Origin of the sequence: Wukongibacter baidiensis (assembly GCF_050888315.1) — a bacterium.
Classification (GTDB): domain Bacteria; phylum Bacillota; class Clostridia; order Peptostreptococcales; family Caminicellaceae; genus Wukongibacter; species Wukongibacter baidiensis.
The window spans coordinates 5,269,733-5,295,002 of record NZ_CP138202.1; the positions used below are offsets into that span (position 1 = coordinate 5,269,733).

The 25,270-nt window shown below is 34.7% G+C and carries 16 protein-coding genes; 11 read left to right on the forward strand and 5 right to left on the reverse strand.

From position 1 onward, the window contains the following. The first annotated feature begins 18 nt into the window (after positions 1-18). A complete protein-coding gene (locus R9X47_RS23795; protein WP_432663578.1) occupies positions 19-600 on the forward strand; it encodes a hypothetical protein in 582 nt (193 codons plus the stop codon). 3 nt (positions 601-603) lie between these two features. On the opposite strand, the gene R9X47_RS23800 is transcribed toward R9X47_RS23795, so the two are convergent. Continuing rightward, positions 604-1,770, reverse strand: a complete 1,167-nt coding sequence (locus R9X47_RS23800; protein WP_432663579.1) for a CapA family protein — start codon at positions 1,768-1,770, stop codon at positions 604-606. Positions 1,771-2,552: 782 nt separating this feature from the next. Between R9X47_RS23800 and R9X47_RS23805 the strand changes: the two genes are divergently transcribed. Together R9X47_RS23805 and R9X47_RS23810 are read left to right on the forward strand one after the other, a co-directional pair. Continuing rightward, complete coding sequence (locus tag R9X47_RS23805) at positions 2,553-2,813, forward strand: hypothetical protein (RefSeq protein WP_432663580.1); 261 nt, start codon at positions 2,553-2,555, stop codon at positions 2,811-2,813. A 42-nt stretch (positions 2,814-2,855) separates the two neighbouring features. After that, positions 2,856-3,122, forward strand: coding sequence for a hypothetical protein (locus tag R9X47_RS23810; protein ID WP_432663581.1), 267 nt, complete (start codon positions 2,856-2,858; stop codon positions 3,120-3,122). Between the two features lie 116 nt (positions 3,123-3,238). Here the strand turns inward: R9X47_RS23810 and R9X47_RS23815 are convergent, their stop codons facing one another. The 3 genes from R9X47_RS23815 to R9X47_RS23825 form a co-directional block, all read right to left on the reverse strand. Next, complete coding sequence (locus R9X47_RS23815; protein WP_432663582.1) at positions 3,239-4,945, reverse strand: ABC-ATPase domain-containing protein; 1,707 nt, start codon at positions 4,943-4,945, stop codon at positions 3,239-3,241. A gap of 126 nt (positions 4,946-5,071) precedes the next feature. Further along, complete coding sequence (preA, locus tag R9X47_RS23820) at positions 5,072-6,313, reverse strand: NAD-dependent dihydropyrimidine dehydrogenase subunit PreA (protein ID WP_432663583.1); 1,242 nt, start codon at positions 6,311-6,313, stop codon at positions 5,072-5,074. A gap of 1 nt (position 6,314) precedes the next feature. Next, entirely contained in the window at positions 6,315-7,643 is a 1,329-nt protein-coding gene (locus R9X47_RS23825; RefSeq protein ID WP_432663584.1) for an NAD(P)-dependent oxidoreductase, read from the reverse strand. Positions 7,644-8,723: 1,080 nt separating this feature from the next. Here R9X47_RS23825 and R9X47_RS23830 point away from each other — a divergent pair. The 7 genes from R9X47_RS23830 to R9X47_RS23860 all read left to right on the forward strand — a co-directional run bounded on the left by R9X47_RS23830 (position 8,724) and on the right by R9X47_RS23860 (position 19,554). Then, on the forward strand, positions 8,724-10,235 hold the full coding sequence (locus R9X47_RS23830) for an NCS1 family nucleobase:cation symporter-1 (protein WP_432663585.1): 1,512 nt from the start codon (positions 8,724-8,726) through the stop codon (positions 10,233-10,235). Between the two features lie 158 nt (positions 10,236-10,393). Continuing rightward, the gene (gene hydA / locus R9X47_RS23835; RefSeq protein WP_432663586.1) at positions 10,394-11,761 is read left to right on the forward strand and encodes a dihydropyrimidinase; all 1,368 of its coding nucleotides are present in this window, start codon (positions 10,394-10,396) and stop codon (positions 11,759-11,761) included. 111 nt (positions 11,762-11,872) lie between these two features. After that, complete coding sequence (locus tag R9X47_RS23840) at positions 11,873-13,582, forward strand: sigma-54 interaction domain-containing protein (protein ID WP_432663587.1); 1,710 nt, start codon at positions 11,873-11,875, stop codon at positions 13,580-13,582. 370 nt (positions 13,583-13,952) lie between these two features. Further along, positions 13,953-15,377: an aldehyde dehydrogenase family protein gene (locus tag R9X47_RS23845; protein ID WP_432663588.1), complete on the forward strand. Its 1,425-nt coding sequence runs from the start codon at positions 13,953-13,955 to the stop codon at positions 15,375-15,377. A 106-nt stretch (positions 15,378-15,483) separates the two neighbouring features. Then, positions 15,484-16,827, forward strand: a complete 1,344-nt coding sequence (locus tag R9X47_RS23850) for an aminotransferase class III-fold pyridoxal phosphate-dependent enzyme (RefSeq protein WP_432663589.1) — start codon at positions 15,484-15,486, stop codon at positions 16,825-16,827. 149 nt (positions 16,828-16,976) lie between these two features. Next, positions 16,977-18,206 carry a Zn-dependent hydrolase gene (locus tag R9X47_RS23855; protein WP_432663590.1) on the forward strand — a complete coding sequence of 410 codons (1,230 nt, stop codon included), beginning with the start codon at positions 16,977-16,979 and terminating at the stop codon, positions 18,204-18,206. 37 nt (positions 18,207-18,243) lie between these two features. Beyond that, a complete protein-coding gene (locus R9X47_RS23860; RefSeq protein ID WP_432663591.1) occupies positions 18,244-19,554 on the forward strand; it encodes a YgeY family selenium metabolism-linked hydrolase in 1,311 nt (436 codons plus the stop codon). A gap of 186 nt (positions 19,555-19,740) precedes the next feature. Here the strand turns inward: R9X47_RS23860 and R9X47_RS23865 are convergent, their stop codons facing one another. Then, positions 19,741-20,154 carry a hypothetical protein gene (locus tag R9X47_RS23865; protein ID WP_432663592.1) on the reverse strand — a complete coding sequence of 138 codons (414 nt, stop codon included), beginning with the start codon at positions 20,152-20,154 and terminating at the stop codon, positions 19,741-19,743. Between the two features lie 220 nt (positions 20,155-20,374). On the opposite strand from R9X47_RS23865, the gene R9X47_RS23870 reads away from it, so the two are divergent. Continuing rightward, the gene (locus R9X47_RS23870; RefSeq protein ID WP_432663593.1) at positions 20,375-25,264 is read left to right on the forward strand and encodes a nicotinate-nicotinamide nucleotide adenylyltransferase; all 4,890 of its coding nucleotides are present in this window, start codon (positions 20,375-20,377) and stop codon (positions 25,262-25,264) included. Positions 25,265-25,270: the final 6 nt, after the last annotated feature.

Genomic DNA, 25,270 nt, shown 5'->3' on the forward strand with positions numbered 1-25,270 from the left:
AAGGAAGGAGAGTAAAACATGAAGAGAGTACTAGTACTAATTATTATTTTACTAATGGTTGTATCTCTTGTATCGGGGTGCTTAAACAATAAGAATGAACCAGAAGGTGATAGTGAAAATAGATCAAAAAATGAAGATCAAGTAGAAACTACTGAGAATAATGAGACTGCAAATAAGAGGATTTCTCAGACGGGTATTTACACTGGGCAAGTAGATAACAATTTTATTGAAATCAAGGTAGATAATGGTCCTATGGTTTTAATGTTGACTGAGGAAGTACGAAAGTCAATGGAAGAAATCAATGAAGGTGATGAAATTGATTTTGTATATTACAAAAATGAAGATGATCAATATATATTGGTTAGTATAATAAAAAAAGATATTGATGAGGAAGTTATAAAGACTAGTACAGGAGTATATGTTGGGCAGTTAGACAATTTCTCCATAGAAATTGAGATAGACGACGCTTCTAAGGTGTTCATAAATTACGAGATGAACAAATTATTAAAAGGGGTTGAACAGGGAGACAAAGTTGAGGTAAAGTATACCGAAAATGAGCAAGGTCAATTGGATCTTAAGAGTTTGAGAAAAGTGGAATAACCCTTAGTCAATTTGGGTTATTCCGTATTTTAGATTACGACTATACTTGTAAATTCTTTTTAGGACTCTTTCTTTTTCACTATCCTTTAAAATGTCTGGCTGATAATTGTTTATATCTTTGACCGATGATAAGGAGCAGGGAATGATATTTTCCTTGCTCTTTATTATTTTTTTATCAATGAGGGTAAATTTATTCTGAAATATAAATGTATCCTTGTCCCTAGGATTTTTATTGCCCCCAAAGGAAAAATTGCCTAGACTATATACTATATATTTTTCCTTATATTTTTCTATACCCTGCATGACATGGGGGTGATGACCTACAACAACATCGGCTCCCTCATCTATAGTGAATCGACCTAATGAAATCTGAGTTTGATTTGGATAATACGTATATTCATTTCCCCAATGAAAAGATACTATGACAATACTTGCCTTCTCTTTAGCTTCTTTAATATCCTTAGCAAGGTGTGGTTTGATATTGGTTGACCAGCCACGATAGCCTATACTAGCTATAGTTATATCCTTAACGGTGTAATATTCGATATAGCCCTCTCCGGAGTATAATACATCTGCTTTCTTTAATGTATCTATTGTCTCTAAAAAACCTTCATGAAGATAGTCATATATATGATTATTAGAGATGTTCACCATTTCGATGTCTCCTTCTTTTAGAATATTTACATATGAAGGATCTCCTTTAAACCTAAACTTCTTATTAGCTTTTTTAACCTTGGCTGTAAAAGTAGTTTCCAGATTTACTAGTGTTAAATCATCCTTTTCAAAGATAGGTTTTACTTTACTAAAAAAGTAGGCATAATTGTTCATTTGTTTTTCTAGTACAAAGGGGAAGGAGTTTGTATATGGAAAATTTTCATCATAACCGATGGTACAGTCACCTGCAAAGGAAATAGTAATATTTCTTTTTCTCTGTTTTTCTCTTTCTTTAATGTATTTCTTTTGATCTTCTAGTTCTTGTAAAGTATTTTTTAATGACAAGTGTTGTTTACTGTTCTGGAACCTATTACTTTTTTCTGTAGATTGCGTGGGAATAGAGCTTGAAACAATCTGAATATCATTGATCTTAGAAATATTGTAGGGATGAGGAGAAAAGAATAGAGTAGTTACAGAATTAAAGAAAGTTATAAGAATTAATAAATAAAGTTTCACAAATCATAGCCCCCTTTGAATCTCTACAAGCAATATATGACTAGTTGGACAAATTTATACTAACTATATATAGTTGCTTGTGAAACTTAATTTATACATATCAAAATATCCGATGATTCTGGGGAGTTTTGATATGTATAAGTTAAGGTTTTCACTGGAATCTCTATAAAATAGGGGTTCAATTTTTGTGGAAATGTTACAGTTATGTTACAAAATTAAAAAGTTGTTGTAATTTTTACCAATATAACATATAATAATTTTGAGCTAAAGATAGCTTAAGAAAATTGAAAAATAATAAACTATTCAAATATATAAGAAGGAGGTCGTGCAAAGTGATGAATAATAGAAAATGTTTATTAAATCAGTGTGGCAATGTACCATCTAGAAACAATAAAATTAAATATTCAATATGCACGACTTATAATAGTGTAAAACCATAATTGTTGATGTTTCGTATCGTTAATTAAACAATGAGAATCGGTGGAGCCATAGGTTGTGTATATCATGCCTATGGCCTTTGTATTTTATTTAGAATATTATTGTGGTTTGTTTGTAAGCTGCGTATGACTAAATACTATACAGCGCCCTATTATGAATAGAAAAGTGTTCAGTAATTGAGCCATAGGTATAAAACCTATGGCTTTTAATTTTGCTATAAACCTTAAATGGATTACATAGATATCTTTGCATAAGGAGGTTAAAATGATGATTATTATTACAATGGTGATTAAAAATTAACTTAGGGAAAGAAATGGGAGTAGAAAAAATCGGAGGTGGACGTAGTGATAAATAGAGCTGCTGTGAATACGTATAACAACTTTGGAGTGATTGATAAGGCAAAAATCAGGGAGGGAATTAGTATGACTGTATTAAATATGAGATTAAATATAGGATATTTCAATATCAATATTAACATTGGTAAAAACATAAAGGAACAAGAAGAAATAAGCTTAGAGAGAATTAAGCTTGATAAAAAGATGAAAGAAACAATAGAAGAAACAAAAGTAATAGCACAAAATTTCCACAAACTTAATATATTTTAATAGTGGGGATAGAGATTTAGACTTTGATGAGGAGATGAGAATATGAGCCAATATATAACTATAGATGAAGGAAATAAAGATGTTGTTTTAAAAAGTAACTTAGATTTCAAGGAGGAGTTAAAAATGTCGTTGATAAATATGGCTATGAACATAGGATATTTTAAGATCAAGATATCTGTTAATAAAGATGAAGAGTTAAAAAGAGAGAAAATAAGAAGAAGAATAGAGCACGAACAAAGAATTAATGAAGCTTTAGAAAAGAGAGAGAACTTAATATTTTATTATAACATGCAAGATCCTATGATGTAGAAAGATAAAATACAAAAATAAGAAGGTGGAAAAATTCCATCTTCTTATTTTTTGTGTGTTCATTTTTTGAAGAAAAATCTAACTAAAACTTAGGGATTGAAGCCCAGAGTTTCTATTTACTTTATTTTTAATAACCTAAATCTATTTAAAGTAGCGATAATTTCATACTTTCGAGGTAACGCTAAATTACCTGGATGTCCCGAAAATGTTGAGAGGGTGTCTAGACCTTTAGCTTCTATGATCTCATATACTCGATTGATTATGTCGTATGTAGCGAGATTATTATTAGCAAAATTTTTAGCTATATACTCTAGTATTACAGCAATGCAGTTTGTCTGGCTGCTATCTACTAGCTGTTCTAAATACTTTAAGTCAATTCCAGTTTTATTGTAAACAATTGTATCTATGCCCTTAGCTTTGATTCTAATACCTTTATGGGTCTTAGGAAAGCTAGATTTTAAGAGAATTCTTTGGGCTTCACTGTTAAAAGTGACAATAGATTTATGACTATTATTAGAACTGATTTTTTTGACAATTTCCTTAGCCCTATCAGTAACATCATATGGAATATACTCATCCATCATAATTACATTGTCAGCTACATCGAAATAGTCACCAGAACTACCTGCTACCATAACCGTTGATACTCCTAAATTTTCGTACAAATATCTTACTCTATCAATAAATGGAGTTATGGGCTCTTTATCCTTCTTAACGAGTTCCTGCATTTTTCTATCTCTTATCATGAAGTTAGTTGCACAGGTATCTTCATCGATTAGTAGGAGATTAGTACCGATTTCAAGGGACTCAATTATATTTGCAGCTTGAGATGTACTGCCGCTTGCATTTTCCGTTGAAAATATTTTGGTATCTTGACCATTTGGAAGATTATTTATGAAGGGAGATATATCTACCCTTTCTATTCGTCGCCCATCCTCAGCCCGTATTTTAACGGCGTTGCTGGTAGTAATTACAAACTCCCTACCATCACCCTCGATGTGATTGTATACACTTCTCTCAAGGGCTCTAAGCAATGTAGACTTTCCATGGTAGCCACCGCCAACGATCAAAGTAATTCCCTCAGGGATACCCATTCCTCTAATCTTGCCCCTATTAGGTAAATCAAATATGGTTTCAAGACTCTCGGGACTTTTGAAGGGGATAGCATTATCTTTCAAAGGCTTATCAGAGATACCACTTTCTCTTGGCAGTATAGCATCATTTATAATAAAAGCCGCTAAACCTCTTTCCTTTAGCTGATTTCTTAAGTAATACTGATCTTCAGCTAAATTAATACAATTTCTTAAAGCCTGTGTATTTATATTTTTATAATAGAGTGCTTTGTCAACAATTTGAGGAAGGGCATTAAAGAATATCTTTATAGCTTCTCTACCTAGAATTCTTCTGCCGGAAGCGGGAAGTCCTACTTCAAATCTTGCTTCTAAGAACTTTTCATTTATTACTATAGAGGTCCTAAGCAATACTTCCTGACCTGGGCGGTCAATAGTTAATAGTCCGCTCTTACCAGAACCCTGTACTTTATCATAGTATTTGAATATATTTTTGGAAAAAAGCCTTGTAAGAAAGTCGCATGCAGCAATATTTTTATGGGGATTGTCAAATAAATCAGCAGGAAACTTGGCAATATCCTGGGATACTATAATTCTTGCCTTAGATGGGGAAGCGAAAGGGTCCCCTTGAACTGAATCGATAGACAAGGTATAGTTCTTAAAATCATATTTTCCCTTTATATCCTTATAAGCTTTATAGCCTCTGCCATCGATTTGTAAAAGTAATCTATGTAAATCTTTCTCTGTTTTCAATGTGAAAATCCTCCTAATTGACTATTCTTTTGTTCATTATACATATTTCTTCACACAAAAGTAAAGCCCCCCTATATGAGATATAGGGAGACCAAAAGTACTAGATAAATAATATGTATTTAACAGTTACCCAACAATTACGTCGTGAACTTCTCTACCTTCTTTAAACTGAATTTCACCAGGAGTTATACATCCTTCAATTGGACAGATGTTCATACATAAGTGGCAACCAACGCAGTTGTCATTTATTTCTGGACGACGCTCATCTTTATTCCAATCGATTGCTTGATGAGCACCATCATAGCAGGAGATGTAACATCTTCCGCAACCAACACACTTATCTTCATCAATCTTTGGAATTATTTTGAAATCACGGTCAAGTTCTTCGGCAGGTATGATATTTTCAAGGGCAATGCCAACCATTTCATCTAATGAATCGAATCCTTTTTCTTCCATGAAATGTGATAGACCGCTAATCATATCTTCAACTATTCTGTATCCATACTGCATTATAGAAGTAGTAACTTGAAGATTTCTAGCTCCAAGCATTATAAACTCTGCTGCATCTTCCCAGTTCTCGATACCACCCATACCACTAAGAGGTACATTAGCTAATTTAGGATGTTGAGCCATTTGAGCGATGAAACGCAGTGCGATTGGCTTTACAGCCTTTCCAGAATAACCAGATATAGAAGATTTACCATTAACAACAGGCATTGCTGTTAGATGATCAAAGTTAACTTGAGTAATGGCCTTAATTGTATTTATAGCTGAAATACTTGTAGCTCCACCTTCGATAGCAGCAATAGCAGGAACTTCCATATTGCCTATGTTAGGTGTCATTTTAGCTATAACAGGAAGATGAGTTACGCTACTAACAGCTTCACTATACTTCTTAACAAGCTCAGGATTTTGACCAACGTCTGAACCCATAGCGTGAGATGTCATTTGTGGACATGAGAAGTTACACTCAATGATATCTGCGCCGGCTTCAGTAACAAGCTTAGAAAGTTTCTTCCATTCCTCTTCATTTTCACCCATGATAGAAGCTATAAGAACCTTATTAGGATAGTTTTTCTTTAGCTTAGCCATCATTTCTAAGTTCTTTTCTAATGGTTTGTCAGAAATTTGCTCCATATTCTTAAATCCTAAGAAAGGAGTACCTTCCTTACGTGTATTATCAAATCTTGGAGAACATTCATCTGCAATGAATACACCTATTGTTTTATATACTATTCCACCCCAACCAGCTTCTAGGGCTTTAGAACACATATCATAATTACTTCCTACAGGTGAAGAAGATAGGAAGAATGGATTTTCACATTTAACACCACAAAACTCTATCGATAAGTCCTTATGTTTTGCCATATTACTTCACCCCTTCCTTCTCAGCAGCTACTTCAGTATCAGCTGTATTGGCTTCTCTCAATGAAGTCAGATATTTATCAATACTTTCTGCAGCCAACTTACCTGCAGCAACAGCTTCTACAACAGTCTTTCCACCGTTTACAACATCACCAGCTGAGAAAACATCCTTAGCATTTGTCTCGCATGTTTCTTCGTTAGCTAAAACAAGATTTTTGCCGTCAAGGGAAACTGCTACATCGGCGATAGGCTTTGGATCTTCTGCTACTTGTCCTATAGCAAAAACAACCTTATCAGCCTTCAGTTCTAAGAGAGAATCATCTTTAAAGCCAATAGCCTTAAATCTAGAAACCTTTCCATCTTCTCCAACTATTTCTTCAGGCTTAAATCCATAGAAGAAGTTTACTCCAAGTTCGCTAACATATCTTACTTCTTCTTTATTTGCAGGCATTTCTTCATAGGTACGTCTATATACAATAGTTACTTTATCGGCTCCGAGTGATCTTGCAGTAGTCGCACAATCCATTGCAACATCTCCACCACCGATTACTACAACGTTATTTCCAACATCTAAATTTCCTTCAGTTGGTTTAGCAGCAGCTAAGAAATCAACAGCATTAGTTACGCCACCTAATTCACAACCAGGTATATCTAGTAATCTAGGACTTTGCATACCAATAGCTAACATGAATGCAGCATAGCCTTTAGACTTTAACTCGTCTAATGTAACATCTTTACCAACTTTACAATTAAGCTCAAATTGTACTCCAAGGTCTTTAACGTATTGAATTTCTTGATCAACTACGTCTTGAGGTAAACGTGCAGGAACGATTCCATAAGTTAGAACTCCACCAGGTGCTGGTTTTTCTTCAAAAATTGTTACAGGATAGCCTTCAAGAGCTAGCTTTGCAGCTGTAGCTAATCCAGCAGGGCCAGAACCTATAACAGCAACCTTTTCCTTGGTAGCTTCAGGAGCTTCTAAAACCTTCATGCCAACGGCTCTTTCGAAGTCTGTTGCAAATCTTTGAAGTCTACCTATTTGAATAGGTTTATCGATTCCGCATCTGCTACAAGCTTCTTCACAAAGTCTGTCGTATGGACATACTCTTGCGCAAGCTCCACCTAAAATATTAGCCTCTCTGATTGTTTCTACAGCGCCTTTAACATTTTTAAAACGCAATGAGCGAATAAACTTTCCAGGGTCGGTTCCAGCTGGACATCCTTGGCTACATGGAGCATCATGGCACAATAGACATCTTGAAGCTTCCTCCATAGCTAGCAGTGGAGTAAAAGGTTCAACTGCTTCAGTTAAGTATCTTTTTTTATCGTCCAAAATTCATTCCTCCTCTTTTCTTTTTGAGCTATGCAAACTACATAGTTTATCATATTGTAATTAATGATTAATAAGATAAAGATTACATATTTAGTTAATATGATCTTGCTGAATAGGTTATTAAAAAAATCTAAAGCTTACAAATAGAAATAAATTATGCAATCTGCTGAAGTTAAATTTAGTTTTTTCAAAATGAATACAACAATATTAACTTGCAAGTAATGTGCCAAAATATGATCAATTTGAAAAAAGAAGTAACATTATTGATTATTTTAAGAATTTACCTAGTTTCTTCTTTAATTATATATATAAGTAAAAAAAATGGTATTCGAAAAAGACATAAATGGATGCTTAAAAATATAGAGCATATTGATATTTAAGCTCATAATAGCTAAAGAAAAAGCATTAAAAACAAGTCTGATACAAATTTGAATCATAAAGATTTTTTTATATAAAAAACAATCAAAATCAGAAAATGTAACAATTAAGATAAAATTCGGAAAATTTCAAAATGAGTAAAAAATCTTAAAAGGGACATGGGTGATACGAAAAAGAATCGCGATATTAATGTTTAATTTCCAAGGGGTTTGAGGTATAATGCTATGAAAATGCAATGTTTCGACAAAAACATCGATACAAAAGTAAATCGATTTGGAGGTAGATGAAGGATGTGAGATGAAGAAAGTTAAGAAAGTTGTCGAAAAAATATTGCATAGTAACGAAAATTTAGAATTTACTAAAAATTATTATTGTTTTTTCTTAAATACAATATGGGTGTGGTTTATTTATTCGTTATAAAAATGAAAGTTATGGCATGAAAATTGCAACAAATTAATTTGGAGAGGTTTTGATTTGAAGTAAAATTACAAACGTTATCTTTATAATATTTTTTTGTATGCTTTAAATATCAGGACCTATTTCGAAACTATTACTATATATGTTAAGGGAGGTGGATAAACGCATACACTGTCTTTTCTTCATAGGTCATTTCACAAAGTGGAATTAGACCAAAGCGAAAGGACTATGCGTCCTTGAGGTTTTATTAATACTTATAAGTTTATTAAATGGAGGTGCTTATTAGTGGCTGGTAAACTCACGACCCAAAGAGAAGTAAATGGACTTTATGAGCTGACGGAAAATGCACGGAAAAATCTAGAAGGGAGTCAATATTATAACGAGGACTTAGCTCCGACGAAATTGAATGAAAGAACTTGGACAACCTATAATATTGCGGCTTTATGGGTAGGTATGTCAGTATGTATACCAACATATATGATGGCATCAGGCCTTATGGCAGCAGGTCTTTCATGGTGGCAAGCAATACTAAATATCTGTTTAGGTAACTTAATTGTTTTAATTCCAATGCAATTAAACTCACATGCAGGAACGAAGTATGGTATACCATATCCTGTATTTGCAAGACTAGCATTTGGTATTAAGGGTTCACATATTGCTTCCATTGCCCGTGCAGTGATTGCAGCAGGTTGGTTTGGTATTCAATGCTGGATAGGTGGTGGAGCACTGAATGGTGTTATATCTGTTATAAGTCCAGCTTGGGGAGCATGGTCAGGCGGTATTTGGATTTCGTTCTTTGCTTTCTGGGCATTAAATGTATGGATTGCATATAAAGGTGAAGAGGCAATTAAGTTTATGGAATCTTGGGGAGCACCTATACTAGGTATCTTGTCATTTGGATTAATGGCTTGGGCTCTTATGAGCGTTAAAGCAGCAGGTAAAGGCGTAGGAGATATATTAAATATGCCTGCAACCTATGAACCAGGTAACTTTTGGCCTATATTCCTAGGCGGATTAACAGCTAATATTGCTTTCTGGTCAACACTAGCATTAAACATTCCTGACTTCAGTAGATATGCTAAGAGTCAGGATGATCAGTTCAAAGGACAGCTTCTTGGTTTACCTACTACAATGGCGGCGTTCTCATTTGTAGGTGTTTTTGTAACAGGAGCTACTGGAGTAATATTCGGTGAATTTTTATGGGATCCGGTTGCAGTTATTGCAAGAATAGGAAGCCCTTTTGCTGCGACACTTGGAGCAGTTGGTATTGCTGTTGCTACACTTACAACAAATATCGCAGCAAACGTTGTTGCGCCGGCTAATGGTATTTCTAACTTAAATCCTAAGAAAATATCATACAGAATGGGTGCAATAATTACAGGTATCGCTGGTGTAGTTATAATGCCTTGGAAGCTTCTTTCAAGTGCTGGGGCTTATATCTTCGGGTGGCTAGGAACCTATGGTATCTTCATGGGACCTCTTGCAGGTATATATATTGCTGACTACTACATTTATCGTAATAAAGTAATTGATTTGGACGGTTTATTTAAAGGGGAAGAAAGTCGCTACTGGTACGGCAATGGTTTCAATATGCAGGCAATTTATGCTTGGATAATAGCAGTTATCCTACCTGTACTCGGAAAATTAATTCCATCAATGAGCTTCTTTGCAGAAAACGGATGGATTATTGGTTTCCTAATCGCACTATTTGCGTATCCAGCTATGATGAAGAAGGATACATCTTCACTTGTAGATGAAAGCGAAGAAAAAACTATGACGGAAAAAGTAAAGGCATAGAAATATAAGTTTATAAAGAATAGAAAAAGAGTCAGTAGATCTGACTCTTTTTTTCTTGAAAATAAGAGTTTTTTTTCAATTTTGGTATAAATGTTGCATGTAAATATACATAGTTATATAGTGGACAAATTTTACTAATATCTAAGGAGGGTATTTTAATGGATTTAATTATTAAGAATGGAACAATAATTACTGCTTATGAAACCTATCAGGCTGATATAGGAGTTAAGGACGGAAAGATAGTTATGATTGGAGAAAGTCTTAGTGATGAATCAGCTGAAATAGTTGATGCATCTGGAAAATATGTAATGCCGGGAGCCATAGATGCCCATACTCACCTTGAAATGCCTTTTGGCGGTACAACATCTGCCGATAGTTATGAAGGTGGAACCCGTGCTGCAGCTTGCGGTGGAGTTACAACGGTATTTGATTTCGTTATTCAAAGAAAGGGTCAAGGCTTAATTGAAGCAGTTGAAGGAAGAAAAGAATTGTGTGATCCTCAAGCTTGTGTTGATTATTCATTCCATACTGCAATAACCGATTTAACACCAGAAGTGCTTGATGAATTTGAGAAGTCTGTAGAGTATGGAGTGCCTAGCTTTAAGCTTTTCATGGTTTACAAAAAAGAAGGTTTAATGGTTGACGATGGTGTTCTAGCAGCGGCATTAGAAAAATCTAAAGAGGTAGGTGCTTTAATAGCGGTACATGCCGAAAACCCTGATCTTATAGATAAGAAAATTGAAAAATTCCTTAAGGAAGGAAAGACTTCTGCTTGGTATCACTATGAAAGTAGACCAGAATTTGTCGAGGCGGAAGCAGTAAAAAGAGCTATCCACTGGGCAAAGAACCTAGATGCACCTTTATACATAGTTCATCTAGCTGTTAAAGAGGGCCTTGATGAAGTTACAAAGGCTAGAGATGAAGGATATGAAATTTACGCTGAGACTTGCCCTCAATACCTATACTTTACAAATGAAGTATATAAACGTGAAGATGGTAGAAATTGGGTTTGTTCTCCTCCGATTAAAGGGCAAGAAAGTCAGGATGCACTTTGGGCAGGTATAAAACGTGGTGATATTGTGACTGTTGCAACTGATCACTGTCCTTTCCAAAGCTATGAGAAGGATTGGGGTAAAGATGATTTTACAAAAATTCCAAATGGATGTATGGGGATAGAAAACCTTTATCCATATTTATTAAGTGAAGCTAATAAGGGTAGAATTACATTTAATAAAGCTGTAGAGCTGTGCTCAACAAATGTTGCAAAGATATTTGGGTGTGCTCCTCAAAAGGGTACTATCGCAGTTGGTAGCGACGCAGATGTTGTGATCTATGATCCAAATAAGAAATTTGTTGTATCTAAGGATAATATGCATTCTGACGTAGACTATACAATATGGGAAGGCGCTGAAATGACAGGGTATCCAGTTAAGACTTTCCTAAGGGGAAATTTGGTTTATGACGATGGTAACTTTGTAGGTAAGCCTGGTGACGGAGAATTTGTAAAATGTCTTGGTCGTAAATAAATAAGATAGCAAAAAATAAAGTAACAATAAAGGTATTGGGATTTTTATAGCCTTAAGAGCAACTCCAGAGGAGTTGCTTTTACTTTGTGATATAATAGTATAGAAAGGAAAGTGATTAAGAGGGGAGGAATACTCATAGAAGCTTTAAAGGGAATATTAAATATCATAAATATTGGAATCGCAATTACTAATAAAATGGGAAAGATATTTTATTCAAATTCAAAGGCTTCAAGTATATTAGAGGAATATGAAGAGGGACATAGGATTAAAAAACCTGTTTTAGAGCTATTGAAAAATGTTGAGATAGATAATACAAGTAAGGTGTCAATTAGCCAGGAAGAAGAAATAGTAGTACAGATTCATGAGTTAGACCTTTCTAGAGAAGAACCCATCTATGGAATTATATTTTGTGATGTAGCCTATATAGAAAATATCAATTTTAATATCAGTTTCGATGACGTTAAGGAGTTATTAGAGTACACAAATGATGCAATTTTTATTGATGATATGAATGGGAAAACCATATGGGTAAACAAGGCCTGTGAAGAAATGTATGATATCAAAAAAGATGATGTAATAGGTAAAAGTATTGATTTTTTAGAACAAAAAAGAATATTTTATCCATCTGTAGCAAAATTAGTTTTTGAGCAAAAAAAGCAGGTTACCATATTGCATAGTAATAAAAATGGAAAACAAGTTCTTACAACAGGTACGCCTATTTTATTTAAGAATGGCAACATCAAAAAAGTTGTTAGTACATCTAGGGATATTACAGAGTTAATTACATTAAAAAACCAGTTGGAAGATGCCCAACACAGGTTGGAAGAATATAAAGAGCTCCAAAAAGACGTATATGATGATTTTATAGTAAAAAGTAAAAAAATGACCGATGTAATTCAACTTTCAAGAAAACTGTCTCAGATAGATTCAACCGTGTTGATTACAGGTGAATCAGGAGTCGGAAAGGGGAAGGTTGCAAAGTACATACATAAACTAGGAATAAGAAAAGACAAGCCTTTTGTAAAGGTAAACTGTGGGGCTATACCAGAGATGCTTATTGAATCAGAGTTATTTGGTTATGAGCATGGAGCTTTTACAGGCTCAAGTAAACGAGGGAAAATGGGATTATTCGAGTTGGCTCAAAATGGAACCATTTTTTTAGATGAAATTGGAGAATTACCACTAAATCTTCAAGTTAAGCTATTACAGGCTATTCAGGACAAGGAAATTCAAAAAGTTGGTGGAATTAAGACCATTAAGATAGATGTAAGGATTATAACTGCTACTAATAGAAATCTAAAGGAAATGGTTGCGAGAAATGAATTTAGAGAAGATCTGTACTATAGGTTAAATGTAGTACCTATACATATACCTCCAATAAGAGAAAGACACGAAGATATTATCCCGTTATCAAGGCATTTTTTAAAGATATATAATAGTAAATTTAATGTTAAAAAAAGAATGGATCCAAATACGATCAACTGTTTAATGAAATATTCTTGGCCAGGAAACGTACGTGAATTAGAGAATATTATTGAAAGACTAGTTATTACTTCTAGCCATAATACAATTCTACCTGACTGCCTACCAAATCATATAATTGAAAACAAAGAACACGAACATGTTATTAGTATTCCTAGTTTACCGAACCTAAAGGACATAATGGAAAATGTTGAAAAGCAAATTATTAACGACGCAGTTACAAAATATAAAACCACGAGAAGTGTAGCTAAGGCTTTAGGCGTAAGCCAGCCGACAATTGTTAGAAAGATGGGTAAGTATAATATAAAGTACTCGGAAATGGATGAAGTTATCCAATAAAAAAGTAAAATATGATCTATAGAAAGAATGAGAGATTAGATGTCTCTCATTTTTTTATTGTACAAATTTTTGAAACCTACCTAGAAAAAACTCCAATAATATAAATTACATTTCAAAATTTGTAGATTGGCATAGAAATTGCTTATTAAACTAATTAGATTCGAAATCTTTTTAGTTTAATTTTTCCAACTATAGATATCCGAGCTTACAATCAAAAATGTTCAGTAGAAAATAATGAATACTTTAACATTTTTTCAATGAATATCTTTTCCTTAAAGTTGGTTATCTAAAAAATTGACCCCTATACAATTTTGGAAAGATTAAGCAAATATATATCTGAACTATTTAATGAAAAATTAAAGGAGGATTTATGATGAGTTTAGAGGTAAACAAAGAAGCTAGAGAATATGTAGCATCCCTTGTTGAAAGAGCTAGAAAGGCTCAGGAAGCAATTGAAGATTATACTCAGGAGCAGGTAGATAAACTGGTAGCAACGGTTGTATGGAATATTGTTAAGGATGGACCAGCGCAGGAGATTTCAAAGCTGGCAGTAGAAGAATCCCATATGGGTAACTTTGAAGGTAAATACAACAAGCTTATGGCTAAGGCAAAGGGAGCCATGAGAGACATGAAGGGAAAGAAATCCGTAGGAGTTATCGAAATAGACGAAGAAAAACAAATTATGAAGATAGCAAAGCCAGTTGGAGTTATAGGTGGACTCGTTCCTTGTACAAATCCTGAAGCAACACCAACAGTAAAGGTAGCCCATGCATTAAAGGGAAGAAATGCAATTATATTATCACCTCATCCACGTACAAAGAGAACAAATACATTTATAGTAAACATAGTAAGAGAAACATTAAAGAAGTTTGGAGCACCGGAAGATTTAGTAATAGGAATTGAAGAACCAACAATGGATATAAGTAATGAAGTAATGAGACAGTGTGACATGGTATTAGCTACAGGTGGAGCAGGATTAGTAAAGGCAGCATACACATCGGGAACTCCAGCCTATGGTGTTGGTGCAGGTAACGCAGTAGTCGTTGTAGATGAAACAGCTGACCTAAAGGATGCAGCCCATAAGATAATGCTAAGTAAGACTTTTGACTTTGCAACAAGCTGTTCTGCTGAGAACTCATTAATAATTCAGGAAAGTATCTATGATGAACTTATAGAAGCATTAAAGGCAGAGGGCGGTTATTTAGCTAATTCAGAGGAAAAGGATAAGCTACAAAATGCTGTATGGGTTGATGGACATTTAAATCCTAAGATTATAGCACAATCGGCAGGAACCATCGCAGAAATAGCTGGTATGGATATACCAGAGGGTAGAACATTTATGATGGTTGAAGAAACAGGAGTAGGAGCAGATCATCCATTCTCTGGAGAAAAGTTATCAGTAGTAGTAGCGCTTTATAAATTTGATAAATTTGAAGAAGCAGTTAATAGAGTAAACGAAATAACAAGATACCAAGGAATGGGTCACTCATGTGGAATACACTCCTTCAATGAAGACCATATAATGGAGCTAGCTCTTAAAACTAAAGTTAGCCGTATGAATATAAACCAAGGTCAGGCCCTTGCTAACACAGGAAACTGGTTTAATGGAATGCCGTTTACAACAAGTCTTGGATGTGGATCTTGGGGAGGAAACACAGTATCAGAAAACATAACCTGGAAGCATTTAATCAACACAACATGGGTATCTAGACACTTTGCACCAGTAGTACCTACAGATGAAGAATTGTTTGGTGATGTAATGTTAGAGGATCTTGCAGCTAGTAGTGCTGAATAAGCAAAGAATCTTTTATATCAAATATACAGGCTTCAGATGGAGAATGCTCACTATCTGAAGCCCAAAATAGTGATCCAGAAAATTTGGTTAAATGGAGGGGAATGAAATGACTGTTGCTGTAGCTAATTGTGGACAAAAAATAAAAGAGGACAGTTTGAAATATAACCTACATTCATGGAGTGTACAAGGGGAACTAGACCCTAAGGTAATAACTAGAGCAGAAGGAATATACTTTTGGGATGCAGATGACAAAAGATACTTCGATATGTCATCTCAACTTGTAAACGTAAATATAGGTCATGGAAATCAGAAGGTAATAGATGCTATAAAAGAACAGGCTGAAAAGCTACCATTTATAGGGCCAGCTTTTGCAGTAGATGTAAAATCTGAGGCAGCAAGAAAGATAATAGAAGTAGCCCCAGACAATATGGAAAAGGTATTCTTCACTAATGGTGGAGCAGAGGGAAATGAAAATGCCATAAAGGTTGCCCGTATGGTTACAGGAAAATACAAGATATTCTCAGCCTATAGATCCTATCATGGAGCAACCTATGGAGCTGCAAACCTAACAGGAGAAAATAGAAGATTCCCAAGTGAACCAGGTATCCCGGGTTTTGTAAAGTTCATTGGACCATATACCTATAGAGCGCCGGTAGAATTCAAGGATGATGCAGAGGCTACAAAATATTATCTTACGCTTTTAAGAGAGCAAATAGAATTTGAAGGTCCTGATAAGATCGCTGCAATATTCCAGGAGACAGTAGTAGGAAGTAATGGAATACTAATACCTCCAGAAGGATGGATGCAGGGAGTAAGAGAGCTTTGTGATGAGTATGGAATAATGATGGTTTGTGATGAAGTAATGGCAGGCTGGGGAAGAACGGGAAAATGGTTTGCAATAGATAACTGGAATGTAAAACCAGACATAATAACCTTTGCTAAGGGAGTAACCTGTGGTTATGTACCACTTGGTGGAATAATAGTGAGCAAAGAAATAGCAAAGCACTTTGATGAAAATAAACTTTGGTGTGGACTTACTTATAGTGGCCATCCTATGGGATGTGCGGCAGCATGTGCAACAATAGATGTATATAAAGAGGAAAAGTTAATAGAAAATTCACAGGAAATGGGCAAGGTATTAGGAGAAATACTTGAGGGATTAAAGAAAAAGCATCCATGTGTAGGAGACGTTAGATATATAGGACTATTCAGTGCAATAGAACTTGTGAAAGATAAGGCGACAAAGGAGCCTCTAGTACCATATGGAAGAGATCCTGAAGGGACAATGAAGAAGATATTATCAATACTAAAGAGTGAAGGCTTCTGGAACTATAGCCATGACAATGTATTAATAATTGCACCACCACTTACCATTAAAGAAGGTGAGCTTAAAGAAGCTATGGATATAATGGATAAGGTTTTAGATTTTGTTGATGAGATGATTAAATAAAATGAAAAATATAGGGATTTAAGTAAAGACTTTAATTTATACATGTCCATAACTCCCGAGACCGCTGAGTATTTGTACATGTATAAATTAAGTTTTACTATAGACTCGGTTTATTCATAAGGATTATAAATAAAGGGAGGGACTAAATTATGTATTATTGTGATTTAGAGAGAATGGAAGACAAGATCAAAACCTTTGCAACCTACGGCGATACAGGGAATGGAGGAATTACCCGATACTCATTATCGCCGGAAGCTAATCAGGCCAGGGAAGAATTCACAAAGCGAATGAAGGCTATTGGTGCTGAAATAACTATGGATGATATGGCAAACATGTATGCTACTATTCCGGGTTCAGATCCCAACGCAAAACGAATTGTTATGGGATCTCATGTTGACTCAGTTAAGAACGGGGGCAACTATGATGGTATCTTGGGTGTTATAACAGCCATGGAAGTTTTAGAAACTATCGTAGATCAGAAAATTCCTCACAAGCATCCGATTACAGCTATGATTTGGACAAATGAGGAAGGATCATTATATCCACCTGCAATGATGTCATCAGGCGTAGTTTGCGGAAAATTTGACAAGGATACAATGCTTGCATCAAAGAGTGTATTGGACGGGAAGACTACTTTTGGTGAAGCTTTAGCAGCGAGTAATTATGTTGGGCCGGAAGCAAATAGGCTAAACCCTAATGACTATGAGTGTAAGTTTGAACTTCACATTGAACAAGGTCCAATCCTTGAAAATGCCAATAAGGATATAGGTGTTGTAACTTGCGTACTTGGTATGATTAACTACAGAATCAGAACTTATGGTCAAGCAGATCATGCTGGTACTATTCCAATGAAGTACAGACAGGACGCTCTTTATGCAGCTGCTCAGGTTATTACTTATCTGCACGATGAATTAGATAAGCTTGACCCAAATCTTGTTTACACAACCGGCGAAATCAAGTGTCATCCATGTGTACATACAGTAATTCCTGATTTTGTTGATTTCTCAATTGATTCAAGACATGAAGACCCTAAGGTAATTGAACAGGTTGTTAATGTTATTAAGAACATGCCTAAGGAAGTTGCTAAGTGTAAAGTTGACTATGAGAGAGCTTGGGCTCGTGACACGGTATACTTTGATAAGGAATTAGTAGAGTTCGTTAAGGCAAGTGCTGATGAAGCAGGTATTTCTAACCAGTACATCAACAGTGGAGCAGGACACGATGCTCAGTTCGTATCAGAAATGATTCCTACTACCATGATATTCGTTCCTTCAAAGGACGGTCATAGCCACTGTGAACCTGAGTTCACATCTGTTGAGCAGTGTACAAACGGCGCAAGTGTAATGCTGAATGCAGTACTTAAGGCAGATGCAAAATAGAAATATTAGCCTGGTTTAGTGAGGAGGGTGTATTAGTATGTTTGAAAAAATTAATGAAATTGCAAAGGAATTAAAGCCGGAGGTTGTAAAATTTACGCAAAAACTAGTACAGACACCAAGTATGAGCGGAGAAGAAGGACCTTTAGCAGACCTACTGCTTGAGGAAATGAAAAAATTAGGATATGACGAAGTTTACAGAGATGATCAAGGGAATACATTCGGAATAGTAAAGGGCACAGAAGATGGACCAACCATAATGTATAATTCTCATATGGACCATGTTAGCCCTGGTGACCCAGCTAACTGGGAAGGCTACGATCCATATGGTGGAGAGATAGATGTTTGTGAAGTTGATAATCAAGACAAGACCGCAAAGGAAAAGGTAGAGTGTATCCATGGTCGTGCCGCTTCCGATGTAAAGGCCGGAGAAGCTGCTCAAATATATGCTGGAGCAGTACTGTTAAAGCTTCGTGAAATGGGTCATAGCTTTAAAGGAAACTTTATGTTCCAAGGCTGTGTTCAAGAAGAGCCGGCAGAAATGGTTGGTATGAAGCATCTTATAGATAAAACTCTCCCAGCAAAGGGATGGACTTATGATGCTATGGTTTCTTCAGAAGCTACTTCATTAAAATTATATCTAGGTCATAGAGGCCGTATTGAGATGTTGGTGACAGTTTATGGTCGTACTTCCCACGGTAGTGCACCATGGCTTGGTATAAATTCTATCTATAAAGCAATGCCATTAATTGCAAAGATTAAAGATGAGCTATATCCAAGTCTTCCTTCTGATCCGGATCTTGGGCAAGCGTCAATTTCTTTAAATATAATTGAGTGTTCACCAGGAGCATTATCAATAGTTCCTGATAAGTGCATGCTTTCCCTCGACCGCAGGACGATTCCTGGAGAAACAGTAGAATCAGTTTTAAAAGAAATTCAAGACATAATAGATGAGTTAGCTGCAAATGATCCTGAATTTAAAGCAGATGTTAAAGTAAAGAGTGCACTAGAAACATCATATACAGGTGTTCAATATGATGCTGAGAAAGTTATGCCATCTTGGAAGACTCCTAGAGATCATGCATTTACTAAGGCGGCAATCGAAGCTTTAGAATCAATTGGTCAAGAAGTTAAATTTGGTCATTGGGATTTCGGAACCGACGGAAGTAAAACTGCTGGTATCGATAGAAAGCCTACTATTGGTTACTCTCCAATGCAAGAGCAATACGCCCACACACCATATGATAAGGTGCGTACTGACTACATAGAAAAGGCTGTAGCGGGAAATGCTGCTATATTCTTAAAGGTTACTGAAGCAGGACCAGAAGCATTAAAAGCTTTAGAGTGGTAGTTTTTAAATAAATTTATTGAAATAAGGCATAATTATAGAGGCTAGTAAGAGAGGGACTAGGTGTTTATAATTGTGAGTTAGAGAGATGGTTTATATAATACAAAACGTGCTGTATAGGGTTTTACAGCACGTTTTGTATTACAATTCTTTTTATGGAAATCATAACAAATCTTTTGCACTTGTATTCTAATAAAATCCGCCGCCAAATGGACCGCCGTAACCACCGAATCCACCATAGCCACCATATCCGCCGAAGCGTCGTCTTCTTCTAAATCTTCTACGTCTTCTACCCAATAATGATCCTAACAAAAGTATTCCAATTAAATCTCTTCCGATATAACCGTTATATCTTGTAAGCTGATTGCTTTCAGCCGGAGCATCTTCTACTCCGTAATCTTTTTTGTACTCTTCGTATATCTCATCGGTCATTTGATCTACAATTTCTTTGCTAGGAAATGGATTCATTCTCTGATCGTACTCATTATCCATTGCTTCAACTTTTCTTTTTACATATGGATATATCCTATGATACGACTCTGGATACATCTTGTTTGCCTCAGCATGGCAGTGGTACATATAATTTTCATCGTACTGATACACCTGCAAATCCTCCTTATGGAAATAAAATAGTAAACCCTGATTATTTATGGAAAGTTTGAAATGGTGTAAGTAGTTTTGAATTTTTCATGAATAATCTGGGTAAAACATATACAATATCATAATATGTGTATTAAATAAATTGGTGAGGAGATTTTGTAAAACATGTTATAATAATATTAGAAATTTGTGGGATTTAAGTCCTAAACTAAGGAGGAATGAAATGTCGAACTCTCTTACTAATCAATTATATAGTAGAATTTCTCAGAACTTATTAAATTCGGATTTAGTGGATAATAAATCAGTACTACCAACTCGAATCAAAGAATATATTAATTCCCGTAGCTTTAAAGGGAAGGTATATGAAATAATGATTAACAAGGAATATTCTTGTAAGGCAGTCCTTGATCTCTGTATAGACTTAATGGAAGAACTAGCGGTGCATAAGGTGCCTGAGGATTGGCTGCTTTATACTTATCAATATACACTTAGCAAATCATTTCCAGATGCAGTAACCATAAGGTTATATAGCAGTCTAGATAAAGCTTGTACATTATATTTAGAAGTGCTAAGGTCTGTTTTGGAAATACAGAAGATATCAGGAGATGATAGCTGGGAAAGTAATTATCCTCTCAACTTTTTAACTGAGGATGAAGAAAAAGAGCTTGAGAATATAGAAGAATATCAAGCATTTAAAACTGCTTTTAAGGAAGAATACATATATGAAATGATGAAGCTTAACCAAGAGGTTATGGGATATAGCTCACTTCAACATATTTCTGGTGTACATTACTTGGCAATGTTCATAGGACGTCAATTAAAGGAAGCAGGGCTACCTATAGATTTAGGAAGGGTATCGGGCTCTGCTGCTGGTCATGACATTGGGAAGTTTGGATGCAAGGGCGCAGAAGCTAAAAGAGTTCCATATCTACACTATTATTATACTGATGTGTGGTTTAAAAAGCATGATATCGTATACATCCGAAACATTGCTGTTAACCATTCTACTTGGGACTTAGAGCTTGAAAATCTATCCCTTGAGAATCTAATATTAATTTATTGTGATTTCAGAGTAAAGAAAAAGGGCAAAAAAATGCATATTTACAACTTAACTGAATCCTTTAAGGTAGTATTGGATAAATTGGATAATGTTGATAAGGCCAAGGAGATGAGATATAAAAGGGTATATTTTAAGCTTAAAGACTTTGAACTATATATGAAGGGATTAGGAATTGATCTAGATGTAGAGCCTAAGAAGAAATACCCACAGAAAAAAGAAATAGAGAAAAAATACTATTCTCTAATGCAGGGAAATGAAATAATTGAAAGTCTTAAGAATCTTTCTATAAATCATAATATTAATCTGATGTATAAATTGAGAAATGAATTTTCTCTAAACTCCATAATTGAATTGGCTAGGAGCGAGGATGACTCAAACAATATTAGGGGATACCTAAGTGCGATTAAGGAGTATTCAACATATCTTACACAAAAACAAAAGCTGATTACAATGAAGTTTTTGTATGAACAATTAGTCCATCCAGAGGATGATATTAGAAAGGAATGCTCAGAAATAATCGGTACTTTGATTGGGACATTTGACCAAGTGTACAGAAAAGAAGTTCCTCCAAATGTGACCCTAGAGCCTCCAGGTTATGCCTCCTATGAATTGTTTGATGACTATTTGGATTTATTCCTATTTCCTAGCAAGCAGATTATTCCGGCTCATAAAATATGGATAGGAAATAGTACTAAGACCATTATTTCGTCTCTATTTGCCAGCTGCCCAGAAAACCAAATAAAAGACTTTATAAAGGTATTAGTAAAATATTATCAAAAGCAATCGAACCAGGGTAAACAATTCAAACTAAATATGCTAAACATAGCTAAGAATATTCCAATACATAAATGTGATAACGAAGTAATTGAGATATTGTTTAAATACATAAAGATGGTATTCTATGAGGAAAGCAGTGATTTAAGGCTTTCTGCCCTTGAAACTGCATATAATCTAATATCGAAAATTGATAAAAGGCATAGAATATTATCCTCCGTTAGAGAAGAATTCTGTAAAACCTTAGAATACTCTGAGTTGGCAGTAGAGAACTTTTTAAAGCTAAAGCTAGCAAGACTTTTAGAATTAGAAGATCATATTACAAAAAAGCTAGAAGACTTCTGTATGAGGGATAATGAAAAAATATCTCATATGTTTTTGAGTAATCTTAAAACAGCTACGGACTGGGTAACAAAAAAGTATCAGGTAGAACTAATAATGGAACATACTCTCAGAAATCCAGAAGGTATGGGAATACATACTGCTATGCATTTTTGTAATCTACTTAAGGTTAGTGCCAGTGAAAACGTAAGAAATAAAGGTGGAGAGGCATTAATTAAAATAGTTCCAAATCTGTCCTTTGAACAGAGAAATGATATAGTTGTAGAGCTTCTAAGGGCACTAGAAATAGAAGGGCATCAATTCACTAAGTATATACCTAATTACCTTGGAAGGCTTATGCTCTATTTACGTCCTGTAGAATTAGATGAATTAATTTCAGATTTCATTGAGAAGATAAGGCAATCAAGTCCAAAAGTAATATCATTATTACTTAAGACCATTGGATTGACAATAATAAATTATCCAACTTACAAGGATTCCTTTGAAGAAACTGAAGAATCCTATAATGAAAGATTTGTAAAGATGCTTGGGATATTATTAAATGGACTTGTAAACAATAATATTCAGGTTAGACAGGTGGCATCAAGTGTTATTGGTATAGATATCTTTGGTTCAAAGAATTTAAGCTTAGAGGAAAAAAATAATATATTTATCCTTACGGCGAAAAAGATTTTGACTCTTTTATCCGATAGTAAAGAGACTAAAGAATTGTATTTCCTAACTAACTCAGCTGGATTAAATCACATATATAGATTTATTTCAGATTATAAATTTTATAAAGGTCCGATCAAAATAGAAAAACACAGGAAGATTGCATTCTTCCCAGGAAGCTTTGACCCATTCTCACTAAGCCATAAGGAAATAGCAAGGGAAATAAGGGATTTAGGTTTTGAGGTTTATTTAGCTATTGACGAATATTCTTGGTCAAAGAGAACGCAACCTAATATTATTAGAAGAAATATTATAAAAATGTCTATAGCCGATGAGCTGGGAGTATATTCATTCCCTGAGGACATACAAATTAATATTGCTAATACCAATAATCTAAGAAGGCTTCGAGAAGTTTTTCCAGAATGTGATGTGCATATTGTTGCAGGCAGTGACGTAGTGCTAAATGCTTCTGCATATAGAAACAAGGAAGAGGACTCTATTGTATCCTTTTCACACGTAGTATTTGAAAGAAGAAGCCTATACGTATCGAAAACTGATGATGTTAACCTCGACGAGATCATTAATAAAATAGATGGAAATGTTATAAGATTAACACTAGAACCACAATATGAGGATATAAGCTCCACCCAGATTAGAAGTTATATAGATCAGAATAGGGATATATCCAGTTTAGTTGATCCCCTTGTACAGAAATACATATATGAAAATGGTCTATACAGAAGAGAACCCCAATATAAGACCCTTATTCAAACGAAATCAATTTCTGTAGAAGTAGTAGATGATATTACAGATGATTTATTGATTCAGCTTACGGCATTTTTATTGAAATATAATGAAAAGGCCTATGATATATTAAAGAATATTTCTAAAAAGCTGTGGCCAAGGGTTATGATCCTAAGAGATATAAAAAACAATGGAAAAATTTTAGGGTTTTCAATTTTCCATTGGATACGTTCTAACACACTGTTTATGGAGTTCCAAGATAACACTGTATCGGAATATATTCGTAAGAACTATATCGGAAGAATAATAGTAATAGATGGAATATTTATAGATAGAGATATAGAATTTTCAAATTTAGAGCAAATGATTCTTACGGAAACCCTTGCATTTTGTTTAGCTAAGGATTATACCTATGGTGTATTTAGAAATGTAATAAAGGGATACTCTACCAATACTTTACATGAAATATTAGAGATCCAAGGATTTGAGATGGTGCCGGGCTGCGATAAAGGAAACCCAGTATTTGCTGTAAACATGACAGCGCCTTGTACATTATATTTGGGTGTTGACACCTTTATAAAGGAGCCATTTATAAGCAATTCTAAGGTTATCGATACTATAAATCGTTGTAGAAAAAAATTGCAAAAAGCCATTGTGGATCTGTACCCGGGTAATCTTGTGTTAGCCATAGATAAGCAAATGGTGTATGAGAATCTGATAAAGAAAATATGTGATGAAAATAATGTATCCACAACACCAGTGAAGCCAAGAAAATTAGGAGAAGCTATGTGTGTACCCTTTGGTCAGATATTAAAAGGGTATATAATACCTAATACAGTAACAAAATCAATGCATACAGAGAAATTCTTTTGGCCAAGTGCTGAAGAGTATGAAATAAAGGCTTATCCATACTATATGAATCTTGATAATCAGGTTAAGATGATTCGTTCATTCAATAGACCTGTAATCCTAGTAGATGATTTATTACACAAGGGGTACAGGATAAAGGCAATCGACCCGATTTTGAAAAATGCCGATGTTGAAGTTAAAAAGATTATTGTAGGTATACTATCTGGTCGTGGTAAAGAACTTATGGATATTCAAGATAGAGAAGTAGATTTTGCTTACTTTATTCCAAAACTAAAGGTTTGGTTTAATGAGAGCTCTATGTATCCATTTATTGGTGGAGACACACTTTGGAGAGGGGTTTATCCAAAAAGAAACCTTGTACCTTCAATTAATCTAATATTACCATATACTTCACCGACATTTATAAAGGGTACCTCCAGAGAGGCTATATATAATCTATCGAAGGTTAGTATAGAAAACTCTATAGAAATATTAGAGACTCTAGAAGCAGAATATCAGAAGATGAATGAGAGAAGCTTAACCTTGGCCCATCTAGGAGAAGTGTTTATTTCACCAAGATGTTCGGACCATGGAGAAAATATGAATTATGATTTAAAGATAAATCCTTCTAGCTACTTGAAAAATGATTTGACCATATTAAAACGTCTTGAACATACATTGGCAAGTGAGTAAGGAGAT